This window comes from Candidatus Limnocylindrales bacterium (assembly GCA_035571835.1).
Classification (GTDB): Bacteria; Desulfobacterota; Binatia; order UBA1149; family CAITLU01; genus DATNBU01.
Map to the genome: position 1 here is coordinate 50,001 of DATNBU010000013.1, position 21,760 is coordinate 71,760.

General features: G+C 61.7%; 20 protein-coding genes and 2 rRNA genes (1 of these 22 running past the window's edge). All 22 read left to right on the forward strand.

From position 1 onward, the window contains the following. A 23S ribosomal RNA gene (locus VN634_05815) occupies positions 1-2,691 on the forward strand; it begins 315 nt to the left of the window's first position. Positions 2,692-2,773: 82 nt separating this feature from the next. Next, a 5S ribosomal RNA gene (gene rrf, locus VN634_05820) occupies positions 2,774-2,888 on the forward strand. A 296-nt stretch (positions 2,889-3,184) separates the two neighbouring features. Then, a complete protein-coding gene (locus VN634_05825; GenBank protein ID HXC50381.1) occupies positions 3,185-4,222 on the forward strand; it encodes a sigma-54 dependent transcriptional regulator in 1,038 nt (345 codons plus the stop codon). Between the two features lie 168 nt (positions 4,223-4,390). Continuing rightward, a complete protein-coding gene (locus VN634_05830; GenBank protein HXC50382.1) occupies positions 4,391-4,552 on the forward strand; it encodes a Flp family type IVb pilin in 162 nt (53 codons plus the stop codon). 259 nt (positions 4,553-4,811) lie between these two features. Beyond that, a complete protein-coding gene (locus tag VN634_05835) occupies positions 4,812-4,961 on the forward strand; it encodes a Flp family type IVb pilin (protein HXC50383.1) in 150 nt (49 codons plus the stop codon). A 212-nt stretch (positions 4,962-5,173) separates the two neighbouring features. Further along, positions 5,174-5,326, forward strand: coding sequence for a Flp family type IVb pilin (locus VN634_05840; GenBank protein HXC50384.1), 153 nt, complete (start codon positions 5,174-5,176; stop codon positions 5,324-5,326). A gap of 432 nt (positions 5,327-5,758) precedes the next feature. Continuing rightward, positions 5,759-5,920 carry a Flp family type IVb pilin gene (locus VN634_05845; protein ID HXC50385.1) on the forward strand — a complete coding sequence of 54 codons (162 nt, stop codon included), beginning with the start codon at positions 5,759-5,761 and terminating at the stop codon, positions 5,918-5,920. A gap of 92 nt (positions 5,921-6,012) precedes the next feature. Next, positions 6,013-6,543, forward strand: coding sequence for a prepilin peptidase (locus VN634_05850; protein HXC50386.1), 531 nt, complete (start codon positions 6,013-6,015; stop codon positions 6,541-6,543). A 33-nt stretch (positions 6,544-6,576) separates the two neighbouring features. After that, a complete protein-coding gene (gene cpaB, locus VN634_05855) occupies positions 6,577-7,413 on the forward strand; it encodes a Flp pilus assembly protein CpaB (GenBank protein HXC50387.1) in 837 nt (278 codons plus the stop codon). Positions 7,414-7,571: 158 nt separating this feature from the next. Continuing rightward, positions 7,572-8,984, forward strand: a complete 1,413-nt coding sequence (locus VN634_05860; GenBank protein ID HXC50388.1) for a type II and III secretion system protein family protein — start codon at positions 7,572-7,574, stop codon at positions 8,982-8,984. A gap of 13 nt (positions 8,985-8,997) precedes the next feature. Beyond that, entirely contained in the window at positions 8,998-9,309 is a 312-nt protein-coding gene (locus VN634_05865) for a hypothetical protein (GenBank protein HXC50389.1), read from the forward strand. Between the two features lie 45 nt (positions 9,310-9,354). After that, entirely contained in the window at positions 9,355-9,786 is a 432-nt protein-coding gene (locus tag VN634_05870) for a TadE/TadG family type IV pilus assembly protein (protein HXC50390.1), read from the forward strand. A 181-nt stretch (positions 9,787-9,967) separates the two neighbouring features. After that, on the forward strand, positions 9,968-11,089 hold the full coding sequence (locus tag VN634_05875; GenBank protein ID HXC50391.1) for a Tad domain-containing protein: 1,122 nt from the start codon (positions 9,968-9,970) through the stop codon (positions 11,087-11,089). Positions 11,090-11,122: 33 nt separating this feature from the next. Further along, positions 11,123-12,322 carry a P-loop NTPase gene (locus VN634_05880; GenBank protein HXC50392.1) on the forward strand — a complete coding sequence of 400 codons (1,200 nt, stop codon included), beginning with the start codon at positions 11,123-11,125 and terminating at the stop codon, positions 12,320-12,322. Between the two features lie 106 nt (positions 12,323-12,428). Continuing rightward, on the forward strand, positions 12,429-13,727 hold the full coding sequence (locus tag VN634_05885) for a CpaF family protein (GenBank protein HXC50393.1): 1,299 nt from the start codon (positions 12,429-12,431) through the stop codon (positions 13,725-13,727). Between the two features lie 8 nt (positions 13,728-13,735). Further along, complete coding sequence (locus VN634_05890; protein ID HXC50394.1) at positions 13,736-14,707, forward strand: type II secretion system F family protein; 972 nt, start codon at positions 13,736-13,738, stop codon at positions 14,705-14,707. 12 nt (positions 14,708-14,719) lie between these two features. Then, the gene (locus VN634_05895) at positions 14,720-15,703 is read left to right on the forward strand and encodes a type II secretion system F family protein (GenBank protein HXC50395.1); all 984 of its coding nucleotides are present in this window, start codon (positions 14,720-14,722) and stop codon (positions 15,701-15,703) included. A gap of 94 nt (positions 15,704-15,797) precedes the next feature. After that, positions 15,798-16,784 carry a tetratricopeptide repeat protein gene (locus tag VN634_05900; GenBank protein HXC50396.1) on the forward strand — a complete coding sequence of 329 codons (987 nt, stop codon included), beginning with the start codon at positions 15,798-15,800 and terminating at the stop codon, positions 16,782-16,784. Positions 16,785-16,898: 114 nt separating this feature from the next. Beyond that, on the forward strand, positions 16,899-17,888 hold the full coding sequence (locus tag VN634_05905; GenBank protein HXC50397.1) for an NADPH:quinone oxidoreductase family protein: 990 nt from the start codon (positions 16,899-16,901) through the stop codon (positions 17,886-17,888). After that, positions 17,888-19,180, forward strand: coding sequence for a D-alanyl-D-alanine carboxypeptidase (locus tag VN634_05910; protein HXC50398.1), 1,293 nt, complete (start codon positions 17,888-17,890; stop codon positions 19,178-19,180). Before VN634_05905 ends, VN634_05910 begins: the two co-directional genes overlap by 1 nt. Before the next feature lie 187 nt (positions 19,181-19,367). Continuing rightward, positions 19,368-20,633: a hypothetical protein gene (locus tag VN634_05915; protein ID HXC50399.1), complete on the forward strand. Its 1,266-nt coding sequence runs from the start codon at positions 19,368-19,370 to the stop codon at positions 20,631-20,633. 274 nt (positions 20,634-20,907) lie between these two features. Further along, entirely contained in the window at positions 20,908-21,711 is an 804-nt protein-coding gene (locus VN634_05920) for a DUF1566 domain-containing protein (protein HXC50400.1), read from the forward strand. Positions 21,712-21,760: the final 49 nt, after the last annotated feature.

The window sequence follows — 21,760 nt, forward strand, 5'->3', positions numbered from 1 at the left end:
GGCGTAGCCCGGCAAGTCATCAAGTCTGCATGTAGTCGAACGAGCCTGGAAAGGACGACCATAGAGGGTGATAGTCCCGTAAACGAAACGTGCAGGCCTTGCTGGAGAGAGTTCCCGAGTACCGCGGAACACGTGTAATTTCGCGGGAAGCAGGGAGGACCACCTTCCAAGGCTAAAAACTAACTTGCGACCGATAGTGAACCAGTACCGTGAGGGAAAGGTGAAAAGAACCCCGGCGAGGGGAGTGAAATAGAAACTGAATCCGTGCGCTTACAAGCAGTGGGAGCACCATGTTCAAGGCTTGCTTTGAACGGTGTGACCGCGTGCCTTTTGCTTAATGAGTCTGCGAGTTACGCTCTGCAGCAAGGTTAAGCCGTTAGGTGTAGCCGTAGCGAAAGCGAGTCTGAATAGGGCGACGAGTTGCAGGGAGTAGACCCGAAGCGGGATGATCTACACATGGCCAGGGTGAAGTTCTGGTAACACAGGATGGAGGCCCGAACCCGTGAAGGTTGAAAACTTTTGGGATGAGCTGTGTGTAGGGGTGAAAGGCCAATCAAATTCCGTGATAGCTGGTTCTCCCCGAAATATATTTAGGTATAGCGTTCGGTGGTCACTGACGGAGGTAGAGCACTGGATGGGCTAGGGCTTTTCACCAAAGTACCAAACCCAACCAAACTCCGAATGCCGTCAAGTGTAGCCGGGCAGTCAGTCCATGGGTGCTAAGGTCCATGGGCGAGAGGAAAACAATCCAGACCATCAGCTAAGGTCCCCAAGTGCATGCTAAGTGGGAAAGGATGTGGAAGGACTCTGACAACCAGGAGGTTGGCTTAGAAGCAGCCACCCTTCAAAGAAAGCGTAACAGCTCACTGGTCGAGTCAATCTGCGCCAAAAATTCAACGGGGCTAAGCATGTCACCGAAGCTATGGATTCGGATCCGCCTGCGGGCGTTTCCGAGTGGTAGGGGAGCATTCCACTAGCCTGAGAAGCGTGACCGAGAGGACGCGTGGAGGTCGTGGAAGAGCTTATGCAGACATTAGTAGCGATAAAGAAGGTGAAAAACCTTCTCGCCGTAAGTCCAAGGTTTCCTGAGTAAAGATAATCTTCTCAGGGTTAGTCGGTTCCTAAGTCGAGGCCGAAAGGCGTAGGCGATGGAAATCCGGTTAATATTCCGGAACCGCCGAATCAACGTTTGACTGAAGGGGTGACGGAGAAGGGTAGGTCAGCCAGGTGTTGGATATCCTGGTTTAAGCGCGTAGGCGGGAGCGGTAGGCAAATCCGCTGCTCCTTTAACGCTGAGACGTGATGACGAGCGGTTCCTACGGGTTCCGTGAAGTGATTGATCCCATGCTCCCTAGAAAAACCTCGTAGGAAGTTGACCAGGTGACCGTACCGCAAACCGACTCAGGTGGACGGGTAGAGTATACCAAGGCGCTTGAGAGAACTCTGGTTAAGGAACTCGGCATAATGACACCGTAACTTCGGAAGAAGGTGTGCCAGCGTTGGTAGAGGGATTTACTCCCCGAGCTATCGTTGGTCGCAGATACCAGGGGGTAGCGACTGCTTACCAAAAGCACAGGACTCTGCGAAGTCGCAAGACGACGTATAGGGTCTGACGCCTGCCCGGTGCCGGAAGGTTAAGAGGACCCGTCAGCTCGCAAGAGCGAAGCGGGGAATCGAAGCCCCGGTAAACGGCGGCCGTAACTATAACGGTCCTAAGGTAGCGAAATTCCTTGTCGGGTAAGTTCCGACCTGCATGAATGGCGTAACGACTTCCCCACTGTCTCAACCAGAGACTCAGCGAAATTGCACTCTCGGTGAAGATACCGAGTACCCGCAGAAGGACGGAAAGACCCTGTGCACCTTTACTACAACTTTGCAGTGAAACTAGGAGCAACATGTGTAGGATAGGTGGGAGGCTTTGAAGCGTGGGCGCTAGCCTGCGTGGAGCCACCCTTGAAATACCACCCTTGTTGCTTTTGGCCTCTAACCGCGACCCGTTATCCGGGTTCGGGACACTACATGGTGGGTAGTTTGACTGGGGCGGTCGCCTCCAAAAGAGTAACGGAGGCGCGCTAAGGTTCCCTCAGGCCGAATGGAAACCGGCCTTTGAGTGCAAACGCATAAGGGAGCTTGACTGCGAGAGAGACATCTCGAGCAGGTGCGAAAGCAGGTGTTAGTGATCCGGTGGTCCCGCGTGGAAGGGCCATCGCTCAACGGATAAAAGGTACGCCGGGGATAACAGGCTGATCTCCCCCAAGAGTTCACATCGACGGGGAGGTTTGGCACCTCGATGTCGGCTCGTCACATCCTGGGGCTGGAGCAGGTCCCAAGGGTTCGGCTGTTCGCCGATTAAAGTGGCACGCGAGCTGGGTTCAGAACGTCGTGAGACAGTTCGGTCCCTATCCTCTGTGGGCGCAGGATACTTGAGAGGAGCTGTCCTTAGTACGAGAGGACCGGGATGGACGCACCTCTGGTGTTCCGGTTGTCGCGCCAGCGGCATTGCCGGGTAGCTACGTGCGGACGGGATAACCGCTGAAAGCATATAAGCGGGAAGCCCCCCTCAAGATAAGGTATCCCTGGGACTTCGGTCCCCTGAAGACCCCTCGAAGACTACGAGGTTGATAGGCTGGATGTGGAAGCGCAGCGATGCGTGGAGCTAACCAGTACTAATAGGTCGTGAGGCTTGGTCTTCCTCATGTGTGAGTTACCTCGAATCATTCTCCAACTCGTTTGTAGCTGTCAGTAAGCCGGCTCGGGAAACCGAGCTTCCATTTCCGGTGGCCATAGCGGAGGGGATCCACCCGTTCCCATCCCGAACACGGCAGTTAAGCCCTCCAGCGCCGATGGTACTGCACAACTGAGTGCGGGAGAGTAGGACGCTGCCGGATCTCTTTAAAGGCCCGAGCTCATCACGAGCTCGGGCCTTTTTTTCGCCCCGACCACCGATTCCCTCAACAAAATCCCAACTAACGCTTTCCCACACCCGGGCATTTGGGGTATCTATGCCGTGCGGGATTTTCGCTGCAGATCGCAGTGACCAACCCGCGCCCGCGGGGCTCTGGGGAGAGCGTCACCGCAGGGATAGTTCGTGCTCGAGGGGGCTGAAATGGAGGTCAAGGAAATGTCGGAAGGCGCTACGCTTGAGGTGTCAGCGTCTACGCCCAATGGCGCTATCGCAGCCGGTATGGAACCTGCGGAACGGCGGGTCACCGACGGTCTGGTCGGCAAGAGCGAATCGTTCCAGAGAGTCCTGCGGAAGATCCCGCGGCTTGCGTCTTCGGACGCAACGGTGCTGATCACCGGCGAAACGGGCACCGGCAAGGAGCTCATTGCGAAAGCCATTCACGCGGTGAGCTCCCGAAGCGCGGCGCCGTTCATCCCCGTCAACTGTGGAGCGTTGCCGGAGGATCTCGTCGAGAACGAGCTCTTCGGCCACGCTCGCGGTGCTTACACGGGAGCCGGAGCCCCGGGCAAAGGTCTTCTCGCCGAGGCGGAAGGAGGAACGCTTTTCCTCGACGAGTTGAACAGTCTGAGCCTGTCGGCCCAGGCAAAACTCCTCCGGTTTCTGCAGAACCGTGAATACCGTGTGCTCGGATCCACACGGCTCCTGCACGCCAATGTTCGCATTATCGCCGCGACCAACGTCGACCTCGACAGCCAGATCATTGCAGGGAACTTCCGCGCCGATCTGTATCACCGGCTTCACGTGCTCTCGGTCGAGATGCCTCCTCTCCGTGCGCGACAGGACGACATTCCCGTTCTCGCCCAGCACTTCGCCAACATCTTCGGCAGCGTCTACGGAAAGGAAGGCGTCCATTTCACGCCGGAGGCTCTTGCCAGTCTGCAGCGACACGACTGGCCCGGCAACGTACGCGAATTGCAGTCGATGGTTGAGAGGGCAGTCCTGCTGTCGGCGGGACTGGAGCTCCGTGAGGAAGACATCGGCCTTACCCGCGAATCCTCGGACGATCACTTTGAAAAGACGCTGAAAGACGATGGGAACGGGGTCACAACTCCCAGTGGACACGAGATCTTTCGTGATGCGAAAGAAAAAATGGTCCGCCAGTTCGAGAGAACCTACCTCGTCCAGGTCATGGCCGCCGTCGACGGCAACGTGTCCCGGGCTGCACGACTGGCCGGCATGCAGCGTCGCGACTTTCAGCGGCTGCTGCGAAAGCACGATGTTCGTCGCGCGCAGCCGCGAGCCTGGCTGGCCGGCTAGCGCAGGCCGGGCTTCCGCTCCGAGCCACGGAAGGTGGGAGATTTCACATTCCGTTGGCATCGACCCCCCGAAATGGCTTAACATTGCCGCGTGACCTCGGGATTCGTCCCCAGCGTCACGACAAAACAAAGAACGAGTCACGATAAAACAAAGAAAAGGAGTACGAACATGGGAAATTTTGTTGCATTTCTGAACGATGAGAGTGGGGCCACGGCGATCGAATACGGTCTTCTGGCGGCTTTGATCTCGATCGCTGCGCTCGCCTCGATGAAGATCGTCGGCACCAAGCTTTCGACGACCTTCAGCAAAGTCGGCGCGTCTCTGTCGTAACTCGCTTTGGCCGCATCTCGAGAAGCCGCCTGGGTCCCTAGTGACCACGGCGGCTTTTTCGCAGGAACGGCCGACGGGCGAGCGTGTGCAATGCAAGGGAATGCCCGGGATTGGTCACAAACCACGGATATCTCCTGCGGATTTGTTCACGAATGGCATTCTCCTTGCTAGGTTATCGGTGAGAGTCGGTGCCACGCTCTCGTAGAAGCGTCGATCTCATCAAAACAAGGCAAGTAACAGAAAGGGGAAGCGAACCATGATGACTTTTATTAAAGACGAATCCGGTGCAACGGCGATCGAATACGGTCTGCTGGCTGCTTTGATCTCGATCGCAGCTCTGGCGGCAATGAAGATCGTCGGTACGAAACTGTCGTCAACCTTCAGCACGGTTGGCGCCTCGATGTCGTAAGTACCGGTAAGGTCTGCGAAACAGCAACCGCCCTGGTTCGAAAGGACCAGGGCGGTTTTTTTTCGCCCGGACCTGGTGGCATTTCTCACGGGGAGAGGATTCTCAGTTCTGGCATCCTCCTTGCTTAGTATTCCGCCGAGTTCGGCGCGACAGACTCTCTGCAACTCCGGACTCAACAAAACAACGCAAAGAAAGAGAAGGGGAAAAGCATCATGATGAACTTTATCAAGGACGAGTCTGGCGCGACGGCAATCGAGTACGGGCTTCTGGCCGCATTGATCTCCATCGCCGCGCTTGCCTCCATGAAAATTGTCGGAACGAAGCTGTCGACGACCTTCAGCAAGGTCGGAGCGTCGCTCTCGTAATCGACTGAAAACCAAGGCAACTCCGAACAAAGCTCGCCTCGGCCAAAAGCCGGGGCGAGCTTTTTTTTGCCCTGCCGGCCGACCCGGCCCCGTGGCCCGCCGGCTTGGCACCGGGTATGCCAGCTTCGACGGTGTCCTCGCGGATGATGCGGGATTACCCCCGCATCCCCTGCGGGTGTATCGGTCATGAAGTGCGGGGTTTTCACTGCACCAATCGTGTTTGAGATGGGAAGCTCGATGTGAGCCCTGGCGCGATCTTGAACGCGGCCGACCGACTGTGACGCAGGCTACGCGTTCCGATACGAGACGGAGGCCAATGGAAAGAATCGGGGAACCGGTAGTGACCCGTGGCACCAGCTTTGCTATTAGCTGCCGTCCGACAGTCCAACCAGTGAACTTGTCCGAACCAAAACAAAGAAAGGAGAGGGGAACATGACTGAGATTTCCAGGTTCATTCGCGACGAGAGCGGTGCAACCGCCATCGAATACGGCCTGCTCGCCGCACTGATCTCCATCGCTGCGCTTGCATCGATGAAGATTGTCGGCACGAAGCTCTCGTCGACGTTCAGCACGGTTTCGACCTCGCTGTCGTAGGCGGGACATTCGTCAAGAGGAGCTCATGCTTGCCTCGGTTCGGCCGAGGCAAGGATGAGCGGATGCCGGGGATGCCGGGAAAGGGGGAGTGAGTGGAGTTCGCGATGCAGGTGGCGCTTGTCGGGACCGTCCTTACGGCGGCAATCACCGACCTGCTCGATCAGCGAGTTCCAAACTGGCTGACGATGCCCGCAACTGTCCTGGCGCTTTGCTTCCAGTCCGCAATCGGCGGGATGCAGGGCGTCATGTGGGGACTGGGCGGCTGGTTGGCCGGATTCACAATACTGATCCTCTTTTACGTGAAGGGCGGCATGGGCGCAGGGGACGTCAAGCTCATGGCCGCCATCGGTGCCTTCACCGGCCCGTATCGCGTATTGTGGATCTTCCTGTATACGGCACTGTTCGGCGGTATTTACGCTCTCGGTATTGTTGTATATTCCATGTGGACTCGCGGAGGCTGGTCGGATACCGGCCGGCGCCTGCGGCTTGAGGGGACATCTCTGATTCTGTCAGGGGGGGATGTGCAGCCGCTGGTTGCGTCTCTCGGTTCGTATCCGAGGCTCCGCTACGCCATTGCGATGGCGTTAGGCGTGGCCACGGAGCAGTTCTTGGGGGCTCCGTAGTCCGGTGGTCGATCGTAATAAAGAGGTGGGTCTATGCGTCGCTATCGTCCATTTTTACTTCTAGGTCTGGCCGCAATCATCGCGTTCTCTACCAGCAGCATTGCGTACCGCTGGCTCCGTTCGCAGTCGCAGGTACAGCCGGCACAAGTCGAAGACACTACCGTCAAGACGGATGTCGCGGTTGCCAACTTCGACATTCCCCGCGGGTCGACTCTGACCCTCGAAATGCTTCGTCCGGCCAAGCTCGAAGCCGACATGCTTCCCAACGGCGCATTCAAAGCCGAGGAAATGAGCGCACTCGTCGGCCGCGTGGCTATCGTGGACGTCTCGAAGAACGAGGCGATCCTTCAGACCAAGCTTGCCGCACTCGACGCGACCCACGGCGTCGCCGCGCTGGTCGATCCGAGCAAGCGGGCAATGTCCGTCAAGGTCGACGATGAGGTGGGCGTGGCAGGCTTCGTAAAGCCGAACGACCACGTCGACCTGTTCGTGACCGTCGACACGACGGACGACGGCGAGAACCAGACCAAGGGAATCACCAAGCTCGTGCTTGCCGACACCCTGGTCCTCGCAATCGGTACCGAGCTCGTCCGCACGGGAAAAGACGAAGTCGCGATGCCGGTTCAGGTGATCACCCTCGAAGTCACGCCCGCCGAAGCCGAGAAGCTGGCCTTCGCGGCGACCCGCGGAAAATTCCGGCTCGCTCTGCGCAGCCCGCTGACGAAGGAAGAGGCTCTGACTCCGGGTGCAACGATCGAGACTCTTCTCAGCAGCTACCAAGGTGGTGAGACAGGGAAGAAGCGGGGAAGCACGCTCAATGTCGGCGTGCAGCTTATCCGCGGCAAGGAAGTCACTGTCGTTCCGTTCTAGGCGGCACTGGATTTGCTGTGAAAGCTAAAAGGGAAGGGGCACCGATGACGGCGGCGACAAGCGGTAGAATTTGTAGTGTACGTAAAATTGCGAGGGCACTGGTATTTCCGGCGCTCCTGCTGCTCGCTGCTCGAGGAGCAAACGGGGAAACCGAGGGCGTGAGCCCGACCGGCAGTCTCGAGATCACGCTCGGCAAGTCCGTGATCGTCGAAAGTCCGGTTCCGATTACCCGGGCCTCGCTCGCCAATCCTGCCGTCGCGGACGTCGTGGTGCTCTCGCCGCGACAGATCTACGTCACGGGATCAGGGGTCGGAATCACGAACCTGACGCTGTGGCAGTCGGAGACCGAGGTCTACAAGGTCTACGGCATCAACGTTCATCCGGACATGAGCGAGCTCAAGGAGCAGTTCTACACGCTCTTCCCAGAGGAAACCGGGCTGCGCGTGTCGACCAGTCACGACCACATCACCGTCTCCGGAACGGTTTCGAGCACGACGCGACTGTCGCATGTCCTGTCGGTCGCCGAGGCCTACGCGCCGGGCAAGGTCGTCAACCTCCTGCAGGTCGGCGGCGTTCAGCAGGTGATGCTCGAAGTGCGCGTCGCCGAGCTGACCCGCGAGCTTGTCCGCCGGCTGGGCATCAACATCGGCTACCTCGCCGGTGGTTCCGATACGTGGGCGACGACGACACTCGGAGACATCTCGGCGATCGCACAACAGGGCGTGTTCTCGCCGGGATCGATCACGGCTGCGGCCAGCAAGGCCGCCCCGTGGGGCTACGTGCCCGTTGCCGCGAACGCGATCGTGCGCTTCACGACGGGCGGCGACGACTGGACGGTGTTCTTCGATGCGCTCAAGGAAAACGGCCTGGCGAAGATCCTCGCGGAGCCGACGCTGGTAGCCCTGAGCGGCCAGGAAGCAAGCTTCCTCGCCGGCGGTGAGTTCCCGGTGCCCGTGCCCCAGGCTCTCGGTACCACGACGATCCTTTTCAAGAAGTTCGGCGTCGGCCTGAACTTCACGCCCACCGTCCTCGGCGGCAGCGTGATCAGCATGCGCGTCGCGCCCGAAGTCTCCGAGCTCGACTTCGCCAATGCCATCGTGCTCAACGGCTTCATCATTCCGTCGATCACCACGCGCAGAGCTTCGACCGTCGTCGAGCTCCGCGACGGCCAGAGCTTCGCGATCGCCGGCCTGATCCGGTCGTCGGTCCGCGAGAAGCTCTCCAAGTACCCGGTGCTCGGCGACGTGCCGATCCTCGGGACCCTGTTCCGGTCGTCCGAGTTCCAGAAGAGCGAGACCGAGCTGATCATCCTCGTGACGCCCCATCTCGTGAAGCCGATCGACGCCCAGGCCGTTTCGCTCCCGACGGACGATTTCACGGAGCCGAACGACCTCGACTTCTACGGATTCGGCAAGCTCGAGAAGACGGCGGCCTCGCGTACGGTGGAGACGGAAACGGTCGTCGAGACGACCGAGACCGAGATCGCACCGCCGCATGGTTCTACCGCTCCGGCCGGCGGCAGCAGCGCCTCGCACAGTTTCGATGGCGATTTCGGCCACGTAAACCCGTAGGAAGGGGGACGACATGAAAGCTCACAAGTCTCATCAGATCATCGGCCGGGTTGTCGCGATCGCCGTCGCAGGTCCACTTCTTCTCACGGGATGCGGCGGGTACCTGAAGCAGGGCAAGGACATGTACGACATGTACCGCGCACCGCAGGTCGCCCAGGCGCAGATCCTCAATCCGGAAGCCGGCAAGAACCAGAGGGTCGTCGCCGGGCTGGATGGCCCTGCGGCGGAACAGGTCAACACGACTTACGTTCAGAGTTTCGAAAGGACGGCCGAGACCAAGGCCGCCCAGACGTTTGCCGGCCTGGCCGGCATTTCGAGCAACTGACGGGATGATCCGGGTTGCTCGACCAGCGCAAGGATAGTGACGGTGATGTTACGGACCCAAGATCGCGAGAAAGGGGCTTCTGCGATCGAGTTCGCCCTGGCGATGCCGATCGTTTTCCTGGTTCTGTTCGGGGTCTTCGAGTTCGGGCTCGCGCTCTGGTATCAGCAGGAGCTTACCAGTGCGGTTCGTGAAGGAGCTCGCAAGGGAGTCGTGATGGCCACGCCGCGAAAGACGTCGACGGAGATCACGGATGCGGTCAAGGCGTATATGACCAGTGTCGGATTGAGCAATACTTCGCGGACCGTCACGTGCACCAACAATTGTCCGTGTACGGCCGCGGGCCAGACATTGACCGTGACGGCGACCTATCCATCGAGCTTTCAGGTCGTCTCGAATCTGACGAAGCTTTTTTACGGTAGCTCGACGGTCAATGCGTCCAAGACGCTTTCCGCCACGGTGTCGATGCAGTGTGAATAGATGACAGGGAATGGGCGTTCGGGGACGCCATTTGCTGGAGGGCAGTGATCGAAACAGGTGGGGGACGTTTGAAAACGTCCGGGTTCAGTCACAGCGCGGCGATCTGATCGCGGCTGAGAATACCGCGGTCCAGATTGCTGGCTCGCGCACCGCGTGATGAACCCCAACAGGAGACGGTGCAATGAACAGCCTAAACAACATCAGCCGGGAGAAGGGCGCGACGACGATCTTCATGGCGGTCGTCCTCGTCGCCATCATCGGTATCGCAGCGTTCGCGGTCGACATCGGTTATGGACTGGTGGTCAAGACCCAGCTCCAGAACGTTGCCGATACCGGGACGCTGGCCGGCACTCGCGAGCTGGCATTGATCTACCAGCAGCAGGATGGCTGGTCGACGACCGACTCCTACAAGTACCACTACCTGACGGATTCGGAGCAGTCTCGCGTCGCCGCCAAAGTGAACTCGTTCAGCCAGCTCAACAAGGCTGGAGGTGTCGCGATCACGATTCGAACCAACGACGACATCATCTGGGGCAAGTTCAACAAGGAGAACGGTGAGCTCGAGCCGACTACTCCTGCGCGAACCGGCGTTACCGGAATCAAGGTTACCGCGCGTCGCGACCAGAACGTCAACGGTGTTCTCGCCACCGGTCTTGGCCGGGTTCTCGGAATCAACAGCCTTTCGGTCCAGGCATCGTCTGCATCGACGCTGTCTTCGCTGAGGAAGGTGCCTTCCGGCAAGCTCGGCATTCCGGTCGGCATCTCGAAGTTCTGGTTCACCGCCAGGAACTCACCGTGCGGCAAGCACGACACTGCCGGACACGGCATCCGTCTTTATCCGACCGGTCCCCAGACCGGAGAGACGATTACGAACTCGCAGAGCTGCGCCGGCTGGCACACGTACACCGAGCAGCCGGCAAGCGCCGCGAAGCTGAAGAGCATTCTCACGGATCTGAAGTCGGGCAGCTACGTCAGTCCTCCGGTGGAGGCCAACGTCGACAGCTTTCAGTTCACCGGGGGCGCGGTTGCGACAGCGTTCAACAACATGAAGCTGCTCTACGAGACGAGCAAGAACAGCTCGGGTACATGGACGACGATCGTGCCGGTTTACGAAGCCGCCGATTGCGCCAACCCGCAGGGAGCGATCAAGATCGTCGGATTCGCGACAGCCTATATTTATTCGGTCACGACTTCGCCGGCCAATACGATCGATGCCACCATCGACTGTAACATCGTCGACTTTGGCGAAGGCGGCGGCGACGACTATGGTACCCTGGTTGGCAGCCCGGGTATGGTCCAATAGCGGACCAGTTCCGGGCCTGAAGGCAGAGAGAGAATGACGGGAAGAATTGGGGTACGACTCGAAATCTACAACGACAGCGTTCGGCAGGCGCTGGAACAGTATGTCGGGGCGTTGCCGGATTTCGTGCTTCGCCGCGAAGACGAAACCTCCCTTCCCCAGTTGCTCGTTCTGGAGCTCGACGCGACCGATCCGGACGAGACGTTCGCTCGCATCCGGACCGTCCAGCAGTCCTCGCCGTCGACGGAGATCTTCATTACCTCCGCGCGGATGGATCCGCAGCTGCTGCTCGAGGTCCTGCGCGCGGGCGTCAAGGAGTTCCTGACCCAGCCCCTGCGGCCGGACGAAGTCCAGCAGGCCTTCCAGCGTTTTCGCGAACGGCACGTCGAGGCGGGCGCCGTCGATACGCGTCGCAGCGGCAAGGTCATCTCGATCGTCGGCGGCAAGGCCGGCATCGGCACGACGACGATTGCAGCGAGCCTGGCCGCCGCGCTGCGGGCCAACGGCGCGGCCGTTGCGATCGTCGATCTCAATCTCCGCGGCGGTGACGTCCCGGCGTTCTTCGACATCAACCCGATCCGCAGCCTGCGCGATCTCGACCTCGACCTTTCGCGCCTCGACCATGCGTTCCTGAGCGAGATGCTGTCCAAGCACGCATCCGGCGTCGAAGTGCTTCCGCTCGGCGATTCGGAGCTGTCCGGCGGGCACGTCACGTCCGAATGCGTGGATCGCTGCGTCAAAATGATGCGCAGCATGTTCGACTTCGTCGTGGTCGACTGCGGCCACAACATCGACATGTCCTCGTACGCTGCGCTCACGCTGTCGACGCACGTGCTGCTGGTCGCCGTGCTGACGGTTCCGGTCGTGCGCCGCACCAAACGCCTCCTCGACGCGCTGCGCGGTGAGGAAGGCTCCGGGCTCGACCCGAACGTGATCAGCCTGATCGTCAATCGCTACGCCGATCGCGACGAGCTGATCCTGACCGAAGCCCGCAAGGTTCTCGGTCTCAAGGCGCAGTGGAAGCTGCCGCAGGATTTCGAGGCGGCGGTCGACGCGTTGAACGGCGGGCAGCCGGTGGTGAGCCACGCTCCGAGGTCTGCACTGTCGAAGGAGATCAAGAAGATCGCCGCCGAGCTGTACACGCCGGAGTCCGGTGCGTCACGAACGTCGTTCCTGTCGGGCATGTTCCGGTCGGTCAGCGACCGGATCACGAAGCCGACACCATCGGTAGCCTGACGTTCACAGCGAGGGCTGTGCTATATAGACACGCGAGTGGCGGCAGCCGTCACGGGGGAGAAGGGAGGGACCAGCGATGGGATTGCCGGCAAGTGCAGGAAAGGGATTGACGGGAGCCAGCCCTTCGCTGGCGGGTTACCACGAGCTCAAAGGCCGCGTCCATGAGCGTGTGATCGAAGTCCTCGATCTCTCTGCAGCAGCTGCTCTCGACGAAGAGTCTCTCAAGCGCGAGCTCGGCCGCCTCATCCAGCGCATCCTCACGGAAGAACAAGTCCCGCTCAACATGCGGGAGAAAGAGCAGCTCGTCGTCGACATCCAGAACGAGGTGCTCGGATACGGACCGCTCGAGCCGCTGCTGAACGACCAGACCATCTCCGACATCCTCGTCAACAATTACCAGAACGTCTACGTCGAGCGCGCGGGCAAGCTGCACCGCGCCGACTGCCGCTTCCGCGACGACGTTCACCTGCGCAAGATCATCGACCGCATCGTCAGCGGCGTCGGCCGCCGCATCGACGAGTCGATGCCGATGGTCGACGCACGCCTTCCGGACGGATCCCGAGTCAACGCGATCATTCCGCCGCTGTCGCTCGACGGCCCGGCGGTCTCGATTCGTAAGTTCAGCCGCGACCCGCTGATGCTCGGCGACCTCATCAACAAGAAGTCGCTGACTCCCGAGATCGGCGAAGTGCTTCAGCGCATCGTCCGCGCCCGCCTGAACGTGATCATCTCGGGCGGTACCGGCACCGGAAAGACGACGATCCTGAACATCCTCTCCGGGTTCATCCCCGGCGACGAGCGCATCATCACGATCGAGGACTCGGCCGAATTGCAGCTGCGCCAGGAGCACATCGTGCGGCTCGAGACGCGTCCTCCGAACGTCGAAGGCAAGGGCGAAATCACGCAGCGCGATCTCGTCAAGAACTGCCTGCGTATGCGCCCCGACCGCATCATCCTCGGCGAAATTCGAAGCGGCGAAGCACTGGACATGCTCCAGGCCATGAACACCGGTCACGACGGATCGCTGACCACCGTCCACGCCAACACGCCGCGCGACGCGCTCACCCGTATCGAGACGATGGTTGCCATGGCCGGCCTCAATCTGCCGACCAAGGCCATGCGTCACTACATCGCATCCGCCATCGACGTGCTGATCCAGATGACGCGTATGTCGGACGGCACGCGCAAACTGACGAGCCTGTCGGAGATCACCGGCATGGAAGGCGAGGTCGTCACGCTGAACGACGTCTTCGCGTTCACGCAGAGCGGCATCGACGGGCAGGGTCGCGTCAAGGGCAAGTTCGCGGCCACCGGCATCCGTCCGAAGTTCGTGCAGAAGTTCGAGTCCCTCGGCCTGCACGTGCCGCCCGATCTGTTCAATCCGCACCGCATCTACGAGATCTGAGAATCGCCATGTCGCTGCCGCTGCTCGTATCCGTTGCCATCTTCGTCTCGATCCTGCTGCTGATCATGGGCCTGTACTACCTGTACGACCAGGCCGCCTACGGCGATCCGACCGCTGCCGCGCGCCGCATGCGGCTGACGATGGACGACGAAGCCCGCGCCGCCGCGATCGACATCGTACGTCGCGACGCGATGAACAAGGACGAGTGGTACACCGCGTTCGCCAACCGGATTGCGCTGCTGGCACAGGTCAAGAAACTGCTGCGGCAGGCGAACAGCGACATGCCGGTCAGCGTGTTCCTGCTGATCACGACGGTGTGCGGCACGATCGGTGCGGTGCTCGGGATTTACGGACGTTTCGGCACGTTGTGGATCCTGGGATTCGCCGCCGGCCTTGGTGCGCTTCCGTACGCGTTCCAGCGTCGACGGCGCACGAAGCGCCTCAAATCCATCGAAATGCAGCTTCCGGATGCACTCGACCTGATCGCCCGCACGCTCATGGCCGGACACGCGTTCATCATGGGCCTGAAGATGGTCAGCGAGCAAATGGACGATCCCATCCGCACGGAATTCCGAAAAGCGTTCGACGAAATCAGTTTCGGCGTCTCGGTGGCCGAAGCGATGAAAGACCTGTCGCAGCGCGTCGACCTGATCGATCTCAAGTTTTTCGTGACGTCGCTTCTCGTGCAGCTCGAGACCGGCGGTAATCTTGCCGAAATCATCCAGGGCATCGCGTCGCTGATCCGTTCGCGCTTCGAGCTCTACGGAAAGATCCAGACGCTCTCGGCAGAAGGCAGGATTTCCGCCCTGGTCATGTTCGTGCTGCCGTTCGCGCTGGGCGTGGCGCTCTACCTCGTCAACCCCACGTACATTTCTCTGCTGTGGTCCGATCCCGCCGGAATCAAAATGCTCAAAGGTGGATTCTTCTTCATGCTCCTCGGACTTTACGTCACCCGGCGCATGATCGCGATCAAGGTCTGAGCAGGAAGGACGATGGAACCGGATCCGACCAATACAACGCCGCTTCTGTATATCTCCATGGCCGCGTTCGCGTCGTGCTTCATCGCCGTCTACGCGATCGCCGAGTTCGTCGACCTTGCGCGCAAGCGGCGCGAGACGAGGGCCCGCGTGATCGGCTCGGGCGGCACCGACGGCACCAACCGACAGGAAGAGAAGACCGGATTCGGATACTTCCGCGAGCTCATCGTCGGCATGCTCAAGCGCATCGGCGAGGCCAACCAGGGTAACGAGAAAGCGCCGCAGGGCTCCGCGCTCGCGCAGCGCCTGATGAGCGCCGGATACCGGCGCGAAGCGGCTCCGTCGATCTTCACCGGCGTCAAGGTGCTGTTCGCCGTCGTCCTGCCGGCCGTTGTCTTCATCCTGCCGGTGCACGCACTCGACGAAGCTCCGATCCTGCAGAGCTCGCTCATGTACCTCGCGCTGGCTGCGGTCGGCCTGTACGGGCCGGAGCTGTGGCTCTACCAGACTGCGAAGACGCGCAAGACCCGCATCACGAACGGCTTTCCCGACGCGCTTGATCTGCTCGTCGTGTGCATCGAAGCCGGTCTCGGCCTTGACGCGGCAATCTTTCGTACCGGTGTCGAGCTCGCGCTGCCGCATCCGGACCTGTGCGAGGAGCTGCATCTCGTTTCGCTCGAGCTTCGTGCGGGTCTTCCGCGCGCGCAGGCGCTGACAAACCTCGGCTGGCGCGCCGACATTCCCGAAGTGAAAAGCCTCGTCGCACTGCTGATCCAGACCGACCGCTTCGGAACGAGCGTCGGTCAGGCGCTGCGCGTGCATTCCGATGCGATGCGCACGGCGCGCACGCAGCGCGCGGAGGAGATGGCAGGCAAGCTTCCGGTCAAGCTGCTCTTTCCGCTGATGTTCTTCATCTTCCCGTCGATTTTCATCGTGATTCTCGGTCCTGCAGTCATCCAGGGCGTGCGGATCCTGCTGCCCGCACTCGCCGGCAAGTAGACGGGCAGACAAACCGGCAAATAACTGGCAAGTGACTGGGCAGAACCGGGAACGCTCGGCGATATGCGCCCCCTCCCGAACAAAGGCACATCAAGTGAAGACTGGTACGAAAAGGTTCGCAGGGATCGCGATCATGCTGGCAGCAGGCGCCCTTCTGGGCGGTTGCTCGGTGCCGAAGTTTCTCCAGGAGCCGTTCGAGAAGGGTGTCTACGAAGACATCATGGAGCGTCAGGCGCAGGGCGTTCCGGTCGAGGAAGACACGCTCAAGAATCTTCCGTCGATGACCGCCGCCGACTACGAAAAGCTCGGCGACACCTACCTGACACGCGGTCAGATGGGCCTTGCACGGTCGAAATACCAGAAAGCGCTCGAGCTGCATCCCGGTGACTGGAAGCTCGAGTACAAGATCGGCACCGTTTATCTGCGCCAGGACATGCCCGGCGAAGCGCTTCCGTATTTCCAGTCGATGACCAGGCACGATCCGTCGAACTCACGCGGCTGGGAAGGCGAGGGACGAGCGCTGCTGGCGACCAAGGATCACGAAGGAGCCGAAGCCGCGCTCAAGAAAGCCGTCCGCCTCGAGTCGGGAAACTGGAAGGCACAGCAGGCGCTCGGGATGCTGTACGACGATCTCGGCCGCCCCGACGATGCGATCGTCGCATACAAGGCCGCGCTTCGCGTGCGCCCCGTCGAAGCCTCGATCCTGAACAACCTCGGCGTCGCGTACTACCTGAAGAAAGACTATCCGCAGTCGATCGAGACGCTCGAGAAAGCGCTACGCACGGCCCGGCCCGAAGATCGCCGGCGCGTCTACAACAACCTCGGCCGCGCATACGCCCGCTCGGGACAGTATCCGCGCGCCGTCGACTCGTTCCGCCGCGGCTCCGAGCTGGCCGTCGCGTACAACAACGTCGGCATCGTGCTGCTCGAGCAGGACAAGCCGTCGGAAGCCGCCGGTTGTTTCGAGAAAGCGATGAAGGTGAGCACGCACTTCTATGCGGCGGCGCAGGAAAACCTCGTCATCGCACGCGACCGCGCGAAAGCCGGCGGATCGGGCCGCGGCGAAACCGCCTGTCCCTGATCGAGCGCTCGCCGGAAGCATTGCGCCGCACACCACATGGCGTAAACGCGAACGTCGGCATTTCGCGTTGCGCGTCGCTGCGTGCTACGCCAACTCCTTTCGAGGAGGTTCCCGATGCGCGCGGTTGTCTGCAAGGAATTCGGTCCACCCGAATCGCTCGTCGTTGACGAGGTCCCGTCGCCCGAGCTCGGCTCCGGCCAGGTTCGCATCGGCGTCGATGCCTGCGGGATCAATTTTCCCGACACGCTGATCATCGAGAACAAGTACCAGTTCAAGCCTTCGCTTCCGTTCTCGCCGGGCGGCGAGGCTGCCGGCGTGATCACCGAGATCGGCGACGGAGTCTCCGGCTGGAAGATCGGCGATCGTGTCATTGCGATGTGCGGCTGGGGCGGATTCGTCGAAGAGATGGTGATGGACCCGTCGCGCCTGATGCGCACGCCCGAGGCCATGGACAGCATCACCGCCGCCGGCTTCACGATGACGTACGGGACGTCGCATTATGCGCTCAAGGACCGGGCCGCTCTGCGCGCGGGCGAGACGCTGCTGGTCCTTGGAGCAGCCGGCGGCGTCGGTCTGGCCGCGGTCGAGATCGGAAAAGCGATGGGCGCGCGGGTGATCGCTGCCGCGAGCAGCGACGAAAAGCTCGAGGTCTGCCGCCGCTACGGCGCGGACGAATGCGTGAACTACGAGCGCGAAAACCTGAAGGACAGGATTCGCGAGATCACCGCCGGGCACGGCGCCGACGTGATCTACGATCCGGTCGGCGGCGACCTGTTCGACGTCGCGTTCCGAACGATCGGCTGGGAAGGGCGCTATCTGGTCATCGGGTTTGCTGCCGGACGCATTCCGTCGCTGCCGATGAACCTGGTGCTGCTCAAGGGTTGCCAAGTGGTCGGCGTATTCTGGGGAGCGTTCACCGCACGCGATCCCGAGCGCAACCAGCAGAACCTTGCCGAGCTCGCCGAGTGGTGCGCGAACGGAACGCTGAAACCGCTCGTCAGTGCGACCTATCCGCTCGAGCAGGCCGGAACCGCTCTTCGATCGATGCTCGATCGCAAGGTCACTGGCAAGGTCGTCCTCGTCACGAACCGGGACGCGGCCTGATGCCGTTTCCGCCGCGCGCAATGCGCCAGCTCGTGTCCCGGCGGCTGCGGCAATACCGCACGCTGCTCGTGCCGTTCGTCGTGCTCTCCGCTTCGCTCGCGGCGCCGCCGCCGATGGCGTGCGCGTACAGCGTGCCGCTGATCTGGCACGTCGAGACCGACGACGGCAAGACCGTCGATTCGCACGACGCCGACCAGCCGGTCAATCCGGCCTCGGTCGTCAAGCTCGCAACCTCGCTGCGCGCGCTCGAAACGCTCGGCCCCGATCGCCGCTTCACGACGACGTTCGGAGTCGTCGATTCCGGCGCGGCGAACAACGCCAGTGTGGAGGGCCTTGTCGTCGAGGGCGGAGCCGATCCCGACTTCCACTTCGAGAACGCGCTGATGGTGGCGCGCGAGCTCGTGAGCGCCGGCGTCGTCAATGTTCACGGCGACCTGCACGTCGGCGCGACGTTCTGGATGGGATGGGAGCGCGGCACCGTCGGCCGCGAGCCGGATCCGATCAAGCGCCGGCTCGACATGGGACGCCGCCTGCTGGCGGCATGGTCGCCGTCGACGTGGACCGCCGAGGAAAAGAAGAGCTGGGCCGAGATTGCCGAAAAACGGCACTGGGATCCCGCGCATCCTCCGGCCATCCACGTGTCGGGAGGCCCGCGCACCGACATGCCGCCGAAATGGCGACCGGTCGTCGAGCATCGCTCCGAGCCGCTCATCGTTGCGCTCCGGCGCTTCAACGTTTTCTCGAACAATGACATCGAACGTCTCGACGCATCGATCGGACCGGCTTCGGAGCTCTCGGCTTTCTTCGAAAAGCGCTGGGGCGCGGACGGCCGCAAGACGAGCTTCGCGACGTCGTCGGGACTGAATGCCAACCGCATGACGCCACGCCTGATCGTGCGTCTTCTTCGCGATCTGCGCGCATCGCTCGCCGCCAAGGGGCACGTTCCGGCCGACATGATGCCGGTCCTCGGCTGCGGCGAGAGCACGCTCTACGAGCTCTTTCCTCGGCTGCGCGAGAGCGGCGATGCCAACGGGCTCGTCGGCAAGACCGGCACGCTCAACCTCCAGGACGGCGGCGTCTCGGCGCTGGCCGGATTCGTGCCGGTCAGCCCCGGCCTGCTGTTCTTCGTGGCCGCGCCGGGGGCCGGAAACGAGCTGCCGAAGGCGAGGGGAGCCGAGGAGGACTTCGTCCGCACGGTTCTGCTGCGCGCCGGACCGGTTCCGCCCGTGAAATGTCCTGCACCGGTCCCGACTTCGGCCGACGAGGCAAGCGTCGTGCGCGTGACGCGCTGACGCGCAGCCGGCGGCCCGCACGACCAGCAGAAGCTACGTGGCTCCGCAGCCGGCGGGGCGGTTGTAATCACGCCACGTTGCTGACAAATCACGCATTATCGTCGGCGGCCCGGCGGGTCCGGGCCATTACCGCAACCTGCGGCGACGACAACATTCCAGCAGAGCTTTTGCGGAGGAGACAGTCTCGATGTCCGATCTCGTTCCTGCCCATGGCGGGTATGTCGAACCCATTTCCTGCAGCGTTCCCGAAAAAGAACAGGCCGCCTTCCGTGCCGCCGCCGACAAGCTCGTGCGGGTCCCGGTCTCGGATGCCGACCTCTCGACGGTCTATCGTTTCGGTGACGGCGCGCTGACGCCGCTGACCGGACCGATGGACTCGACCACCTACAACCGCGTGCTCGACGAGATGGTCATCGTTCACGACGGCAAGAAGTACGCGTGGAGCATTCCGCTGTCGCTGCCGGTCACGAGCGAGCTGGCGGCAAAGCTGTCGGCAGGCCAGGAGGTCGCCCTCGTCAACTCGGCCGGCGACATCGTCGCGACCCTCGAGATCACCGATGTGTTCGAGTGGGACAAGCCGCGCTACCTTTCCAAGGTCTACCTGACCGACCGTACCGACCATCCCGGCGCCGACATGGTGCTCAAGGGCGACGCCGACAAGACCCATCTCATCGGCGGGACGATCCGCGTGCTGCCGCAGCCGAAGAATCCGAGCTTCGGCAAGTACGTGCTCAGCCCGCGCGAAGTGCGCGCGCTGATCCGTGCGCACGGCTGGGACCGCGTGGTCGCATTCCAGACCCGCAACCCGCTGCACCGCGCGCACGAATACGCGCTCGTCTACGGGCTCGAGCAGCTCATCCGCCAGGGTCACAACGCAGCGGCGGCGCTGAACCCGCTGGTCGGCGAGACCAAGGGCGACGACGTCAATGCTGAGATCCGCATGCAGACATACGAGGCCCTGATTGCCTCGCGCGGCATCGGCGAAGGCGACAGCGATCCGACGTTGTGGGAACCGCGCGGCGAAAGCGTGCCCGACCGTGTCATCCTGCTCGGACTCGACATCAAGATGTTCTACGGCGGCCCGCGCGAGGCCGTCATGCATGCGATCTACCGCCAGAACTTCGGCTTCACCGATATCGTCATCGGCAGGAAGCATGCCGATGCGCCGTACCACGACGGCACGGCGATCTGGGGCGACTTCGACGCGCAGGACATCTTCGACAACCTGCCCGGCGAGCTGCACATCAAGCCGCTCAAGGTCGGCTTTGCCGCGTACTACGATTCGGCCGGCCGCGTCGACCTGATGGACAACCACAAGGACGAAAAGCCGGTGTTCATCTCGGGCAAACAGGTTCGCCAGACTCTGCTCGAGGGCAAGGAAGTCGATCCGCGCATCATGCGTCCGAGCACGTCGCGCATCCTGGCCGACGCAATGTCGACCCAGGCGGCCTGAATCCCAGACAGAAGCGGGATCGTGTCGTCGCAGCGATGACCGATCCCGCTTCCAGCCCCGCTCCTTACGACCCGCGATCTCGGAAAATCGGGGTCAGACACCGATTTCGGCAAATCGGTGTCTGACCCCGATTTCCATCCTGGACCGCCGCGCCTGATCCGCCTTGTTGCGGTGAGAGCGACCACAGCCGCGGGCTTTACACAGGTGCGTTCAATCGGGATAAGTCCCGGCGCGCCGATCCACCCTCCGAGTTCCAAGGCGCAGAGCGTAGCTTATGAAAACACACAAGTTCCTGTCCCGAATCCTGACGGTCGCGATCCTCGCGACAGCCGCAGCATCGCCCGCACAGGTCTGCATGCCGGCTCACGACTGCGGCGACATCAACGACGATTCGCAGGTCAGCGTTGCCGACGCCCTGAGCGTCCTGCGGCGTGCGATCGGGCTGACGGTCACCCTGTCCTGCTCGTGCAACGGCGGTGAGCAGTGCCCGATCGGCGGGCTTACCGAGACCGGGCAGACGACCTGCTGGGATCCGCTCGACGTCAGCTTTCCGATCGACACGATCGACTGCGCGACGTCCGCCACGGTACAGGACGGCAAGATCAAGGCCGGCGTCACCAATCAGTTCATCGACAACGGCAACGGCACCATCACCGACACGCGCTCGACGCTGACCTGGGAAAAGCTCTCCGACGACAGCGATCCGCTGCACGACTACGACAATGCGACCTACCAGTGGTCGGGCGCGTACAACAAGATCCTCCAGCTCAACAACAGCGCGTTCGCCGGTCACACCGACTGGAGACTGCCGAACATCCGCGAGCTGACGACGCTGCTCGACTTCAGCGCGACCAACGTCGGCGGCGCGCCGAACACGTTCCCGATCTTCAACAGCGGATGCGCGTCCGGCTGCACGCCACTGGCCTGCAGCTGCACCAAGTCCGCGTCGTACTGGACGTCGACCACCACGCAGCCGAGCCCGCAGAACGCGTGGTACATCTCGTTCCAGAACGGACAGACCACCAACACGACCAAGACCGTGTACCAGTACGTGCGCGCGGTCCGCGGCGGCTACTAGGATCGGCATGCGCTCTCGCTTCCGCGAAAGAAGCGGCGCGCAGCTGACC

What these genes read in the sequence shown, in the direction of transcription:
- VN634_05880 (HXC50392.1), top strand. Translation starts at nt 11,123, where the DNA reads ATGACGGGAAGAATTGGGGTACGACTCGAAATCTACAACGACAGCGTT.
- VN634_05825 (HXC50381.1), top strand. Translation starts at nt 3,185, where the DNA reads ATGGAACCTGCGGAACGGCGGGTCACCGACGGTCTGGTCGGCAAGAGC.
- VN634_05915 (HXC50399.1), top strand. Translation starts at nt 19,368, where the DNA reads ATGTCCGATCTCGTTCCTGCCCATGGCGGGTATGTCGAACCCATTTCC.
- VN634_05910 (HXC50398.1), top strand. Translation starts at nt 17,888, where the DNA reads ATGCCGTTTCCGCCGCGCGCAATGCGCCAGCTCGTGTCCCGGCGGCTG.
- VN634_05830 (HXC50382.1), top strand. Translation starts at nt 4,391, where the DNA reads ATGGGAAATTTTGTTGCATTTCTGAACGATGAGAGTGGGGCCACGGCG.
- cpaB (HXC50387.1), top strand. Translation starts at nt 6,577, where the DNA reads ATGCGTCGCTATCGTCCATTTTTACTTCTAGGTCTGGCCGCAATCATC.
- VN634_05920 (HXC50400.1), top strand. Translation starts at nt 20,908, where the DNA reads ATGAAAACACACAAGTTCCTGTCCCGAATCCTGACGGTCGCGATCCTC.
- VN634_05895 (HXC50395.1), top strand. Translation starts at nt 14,720, where the DNA reads ATGGAACCGGATCCGACCAATACAACGCCGCTTCTGTATATCTCCATG.
- VN634_05865 (HXC50389.1), top strand. Translation starts at nt 8,998, where the DNA reads ATGAAAGCTCACAAGTCTCATCAGATCATCGGCCGGGTTGTCGCGATC.
- VN634_05870 (HXC50390.1), top strand. Translation starts at nt 9,355, where the DNA reads ATGTTACGGACCCAAGATCGCGAGAAAGGGGCTTCTGCGATCGAGTTC.
- VN634_05840 (HXC50384.1), top strand. Translation starts at nt 5,174, where the DNA reads ATGATGAACTTTATCAAGGACGAGTCTGGCGCGACGGCAATCGAGTAC.
- VN634_05875 (HXC50391.1), top strand. Translation starts at nt 9,968, where the DNA reads ATGAACAGCCTAAACAACATCAGCCGGGAGAAGGGCGCGACGACGATC.
- VN634_05890 (HXC50394.1), top strand. Translation starts at nt 13,736, where the DNA reads ATGTCGCTGCCGCTGCTCGTATCCGTTGCCATCTTCGTCTCGATCCTG.
- VN634_05845 (HXC50385.1), top strand. Translation starts at nt 5,759, where the DNA reads ATGACTGAGATTTCCAGGTTCATTCGCGACGAGAGCGGTGCAACCGCC.
- VN634_05835 (HXC50383.1), top strand. Translation starts at nt 4,812, where the DNA reads ATGACTTTTATTAAAGACGAATCCGGTGCAACGGCGATCGAATACGGT.
- VN634_05905 (HXC50397.1), top strand. Translation starts at nt 16,899, where the DNA reads ATGCGCGCGGTTGTCTGCAAGGAATTCGGTCCACCCGAATCGCTCGTC.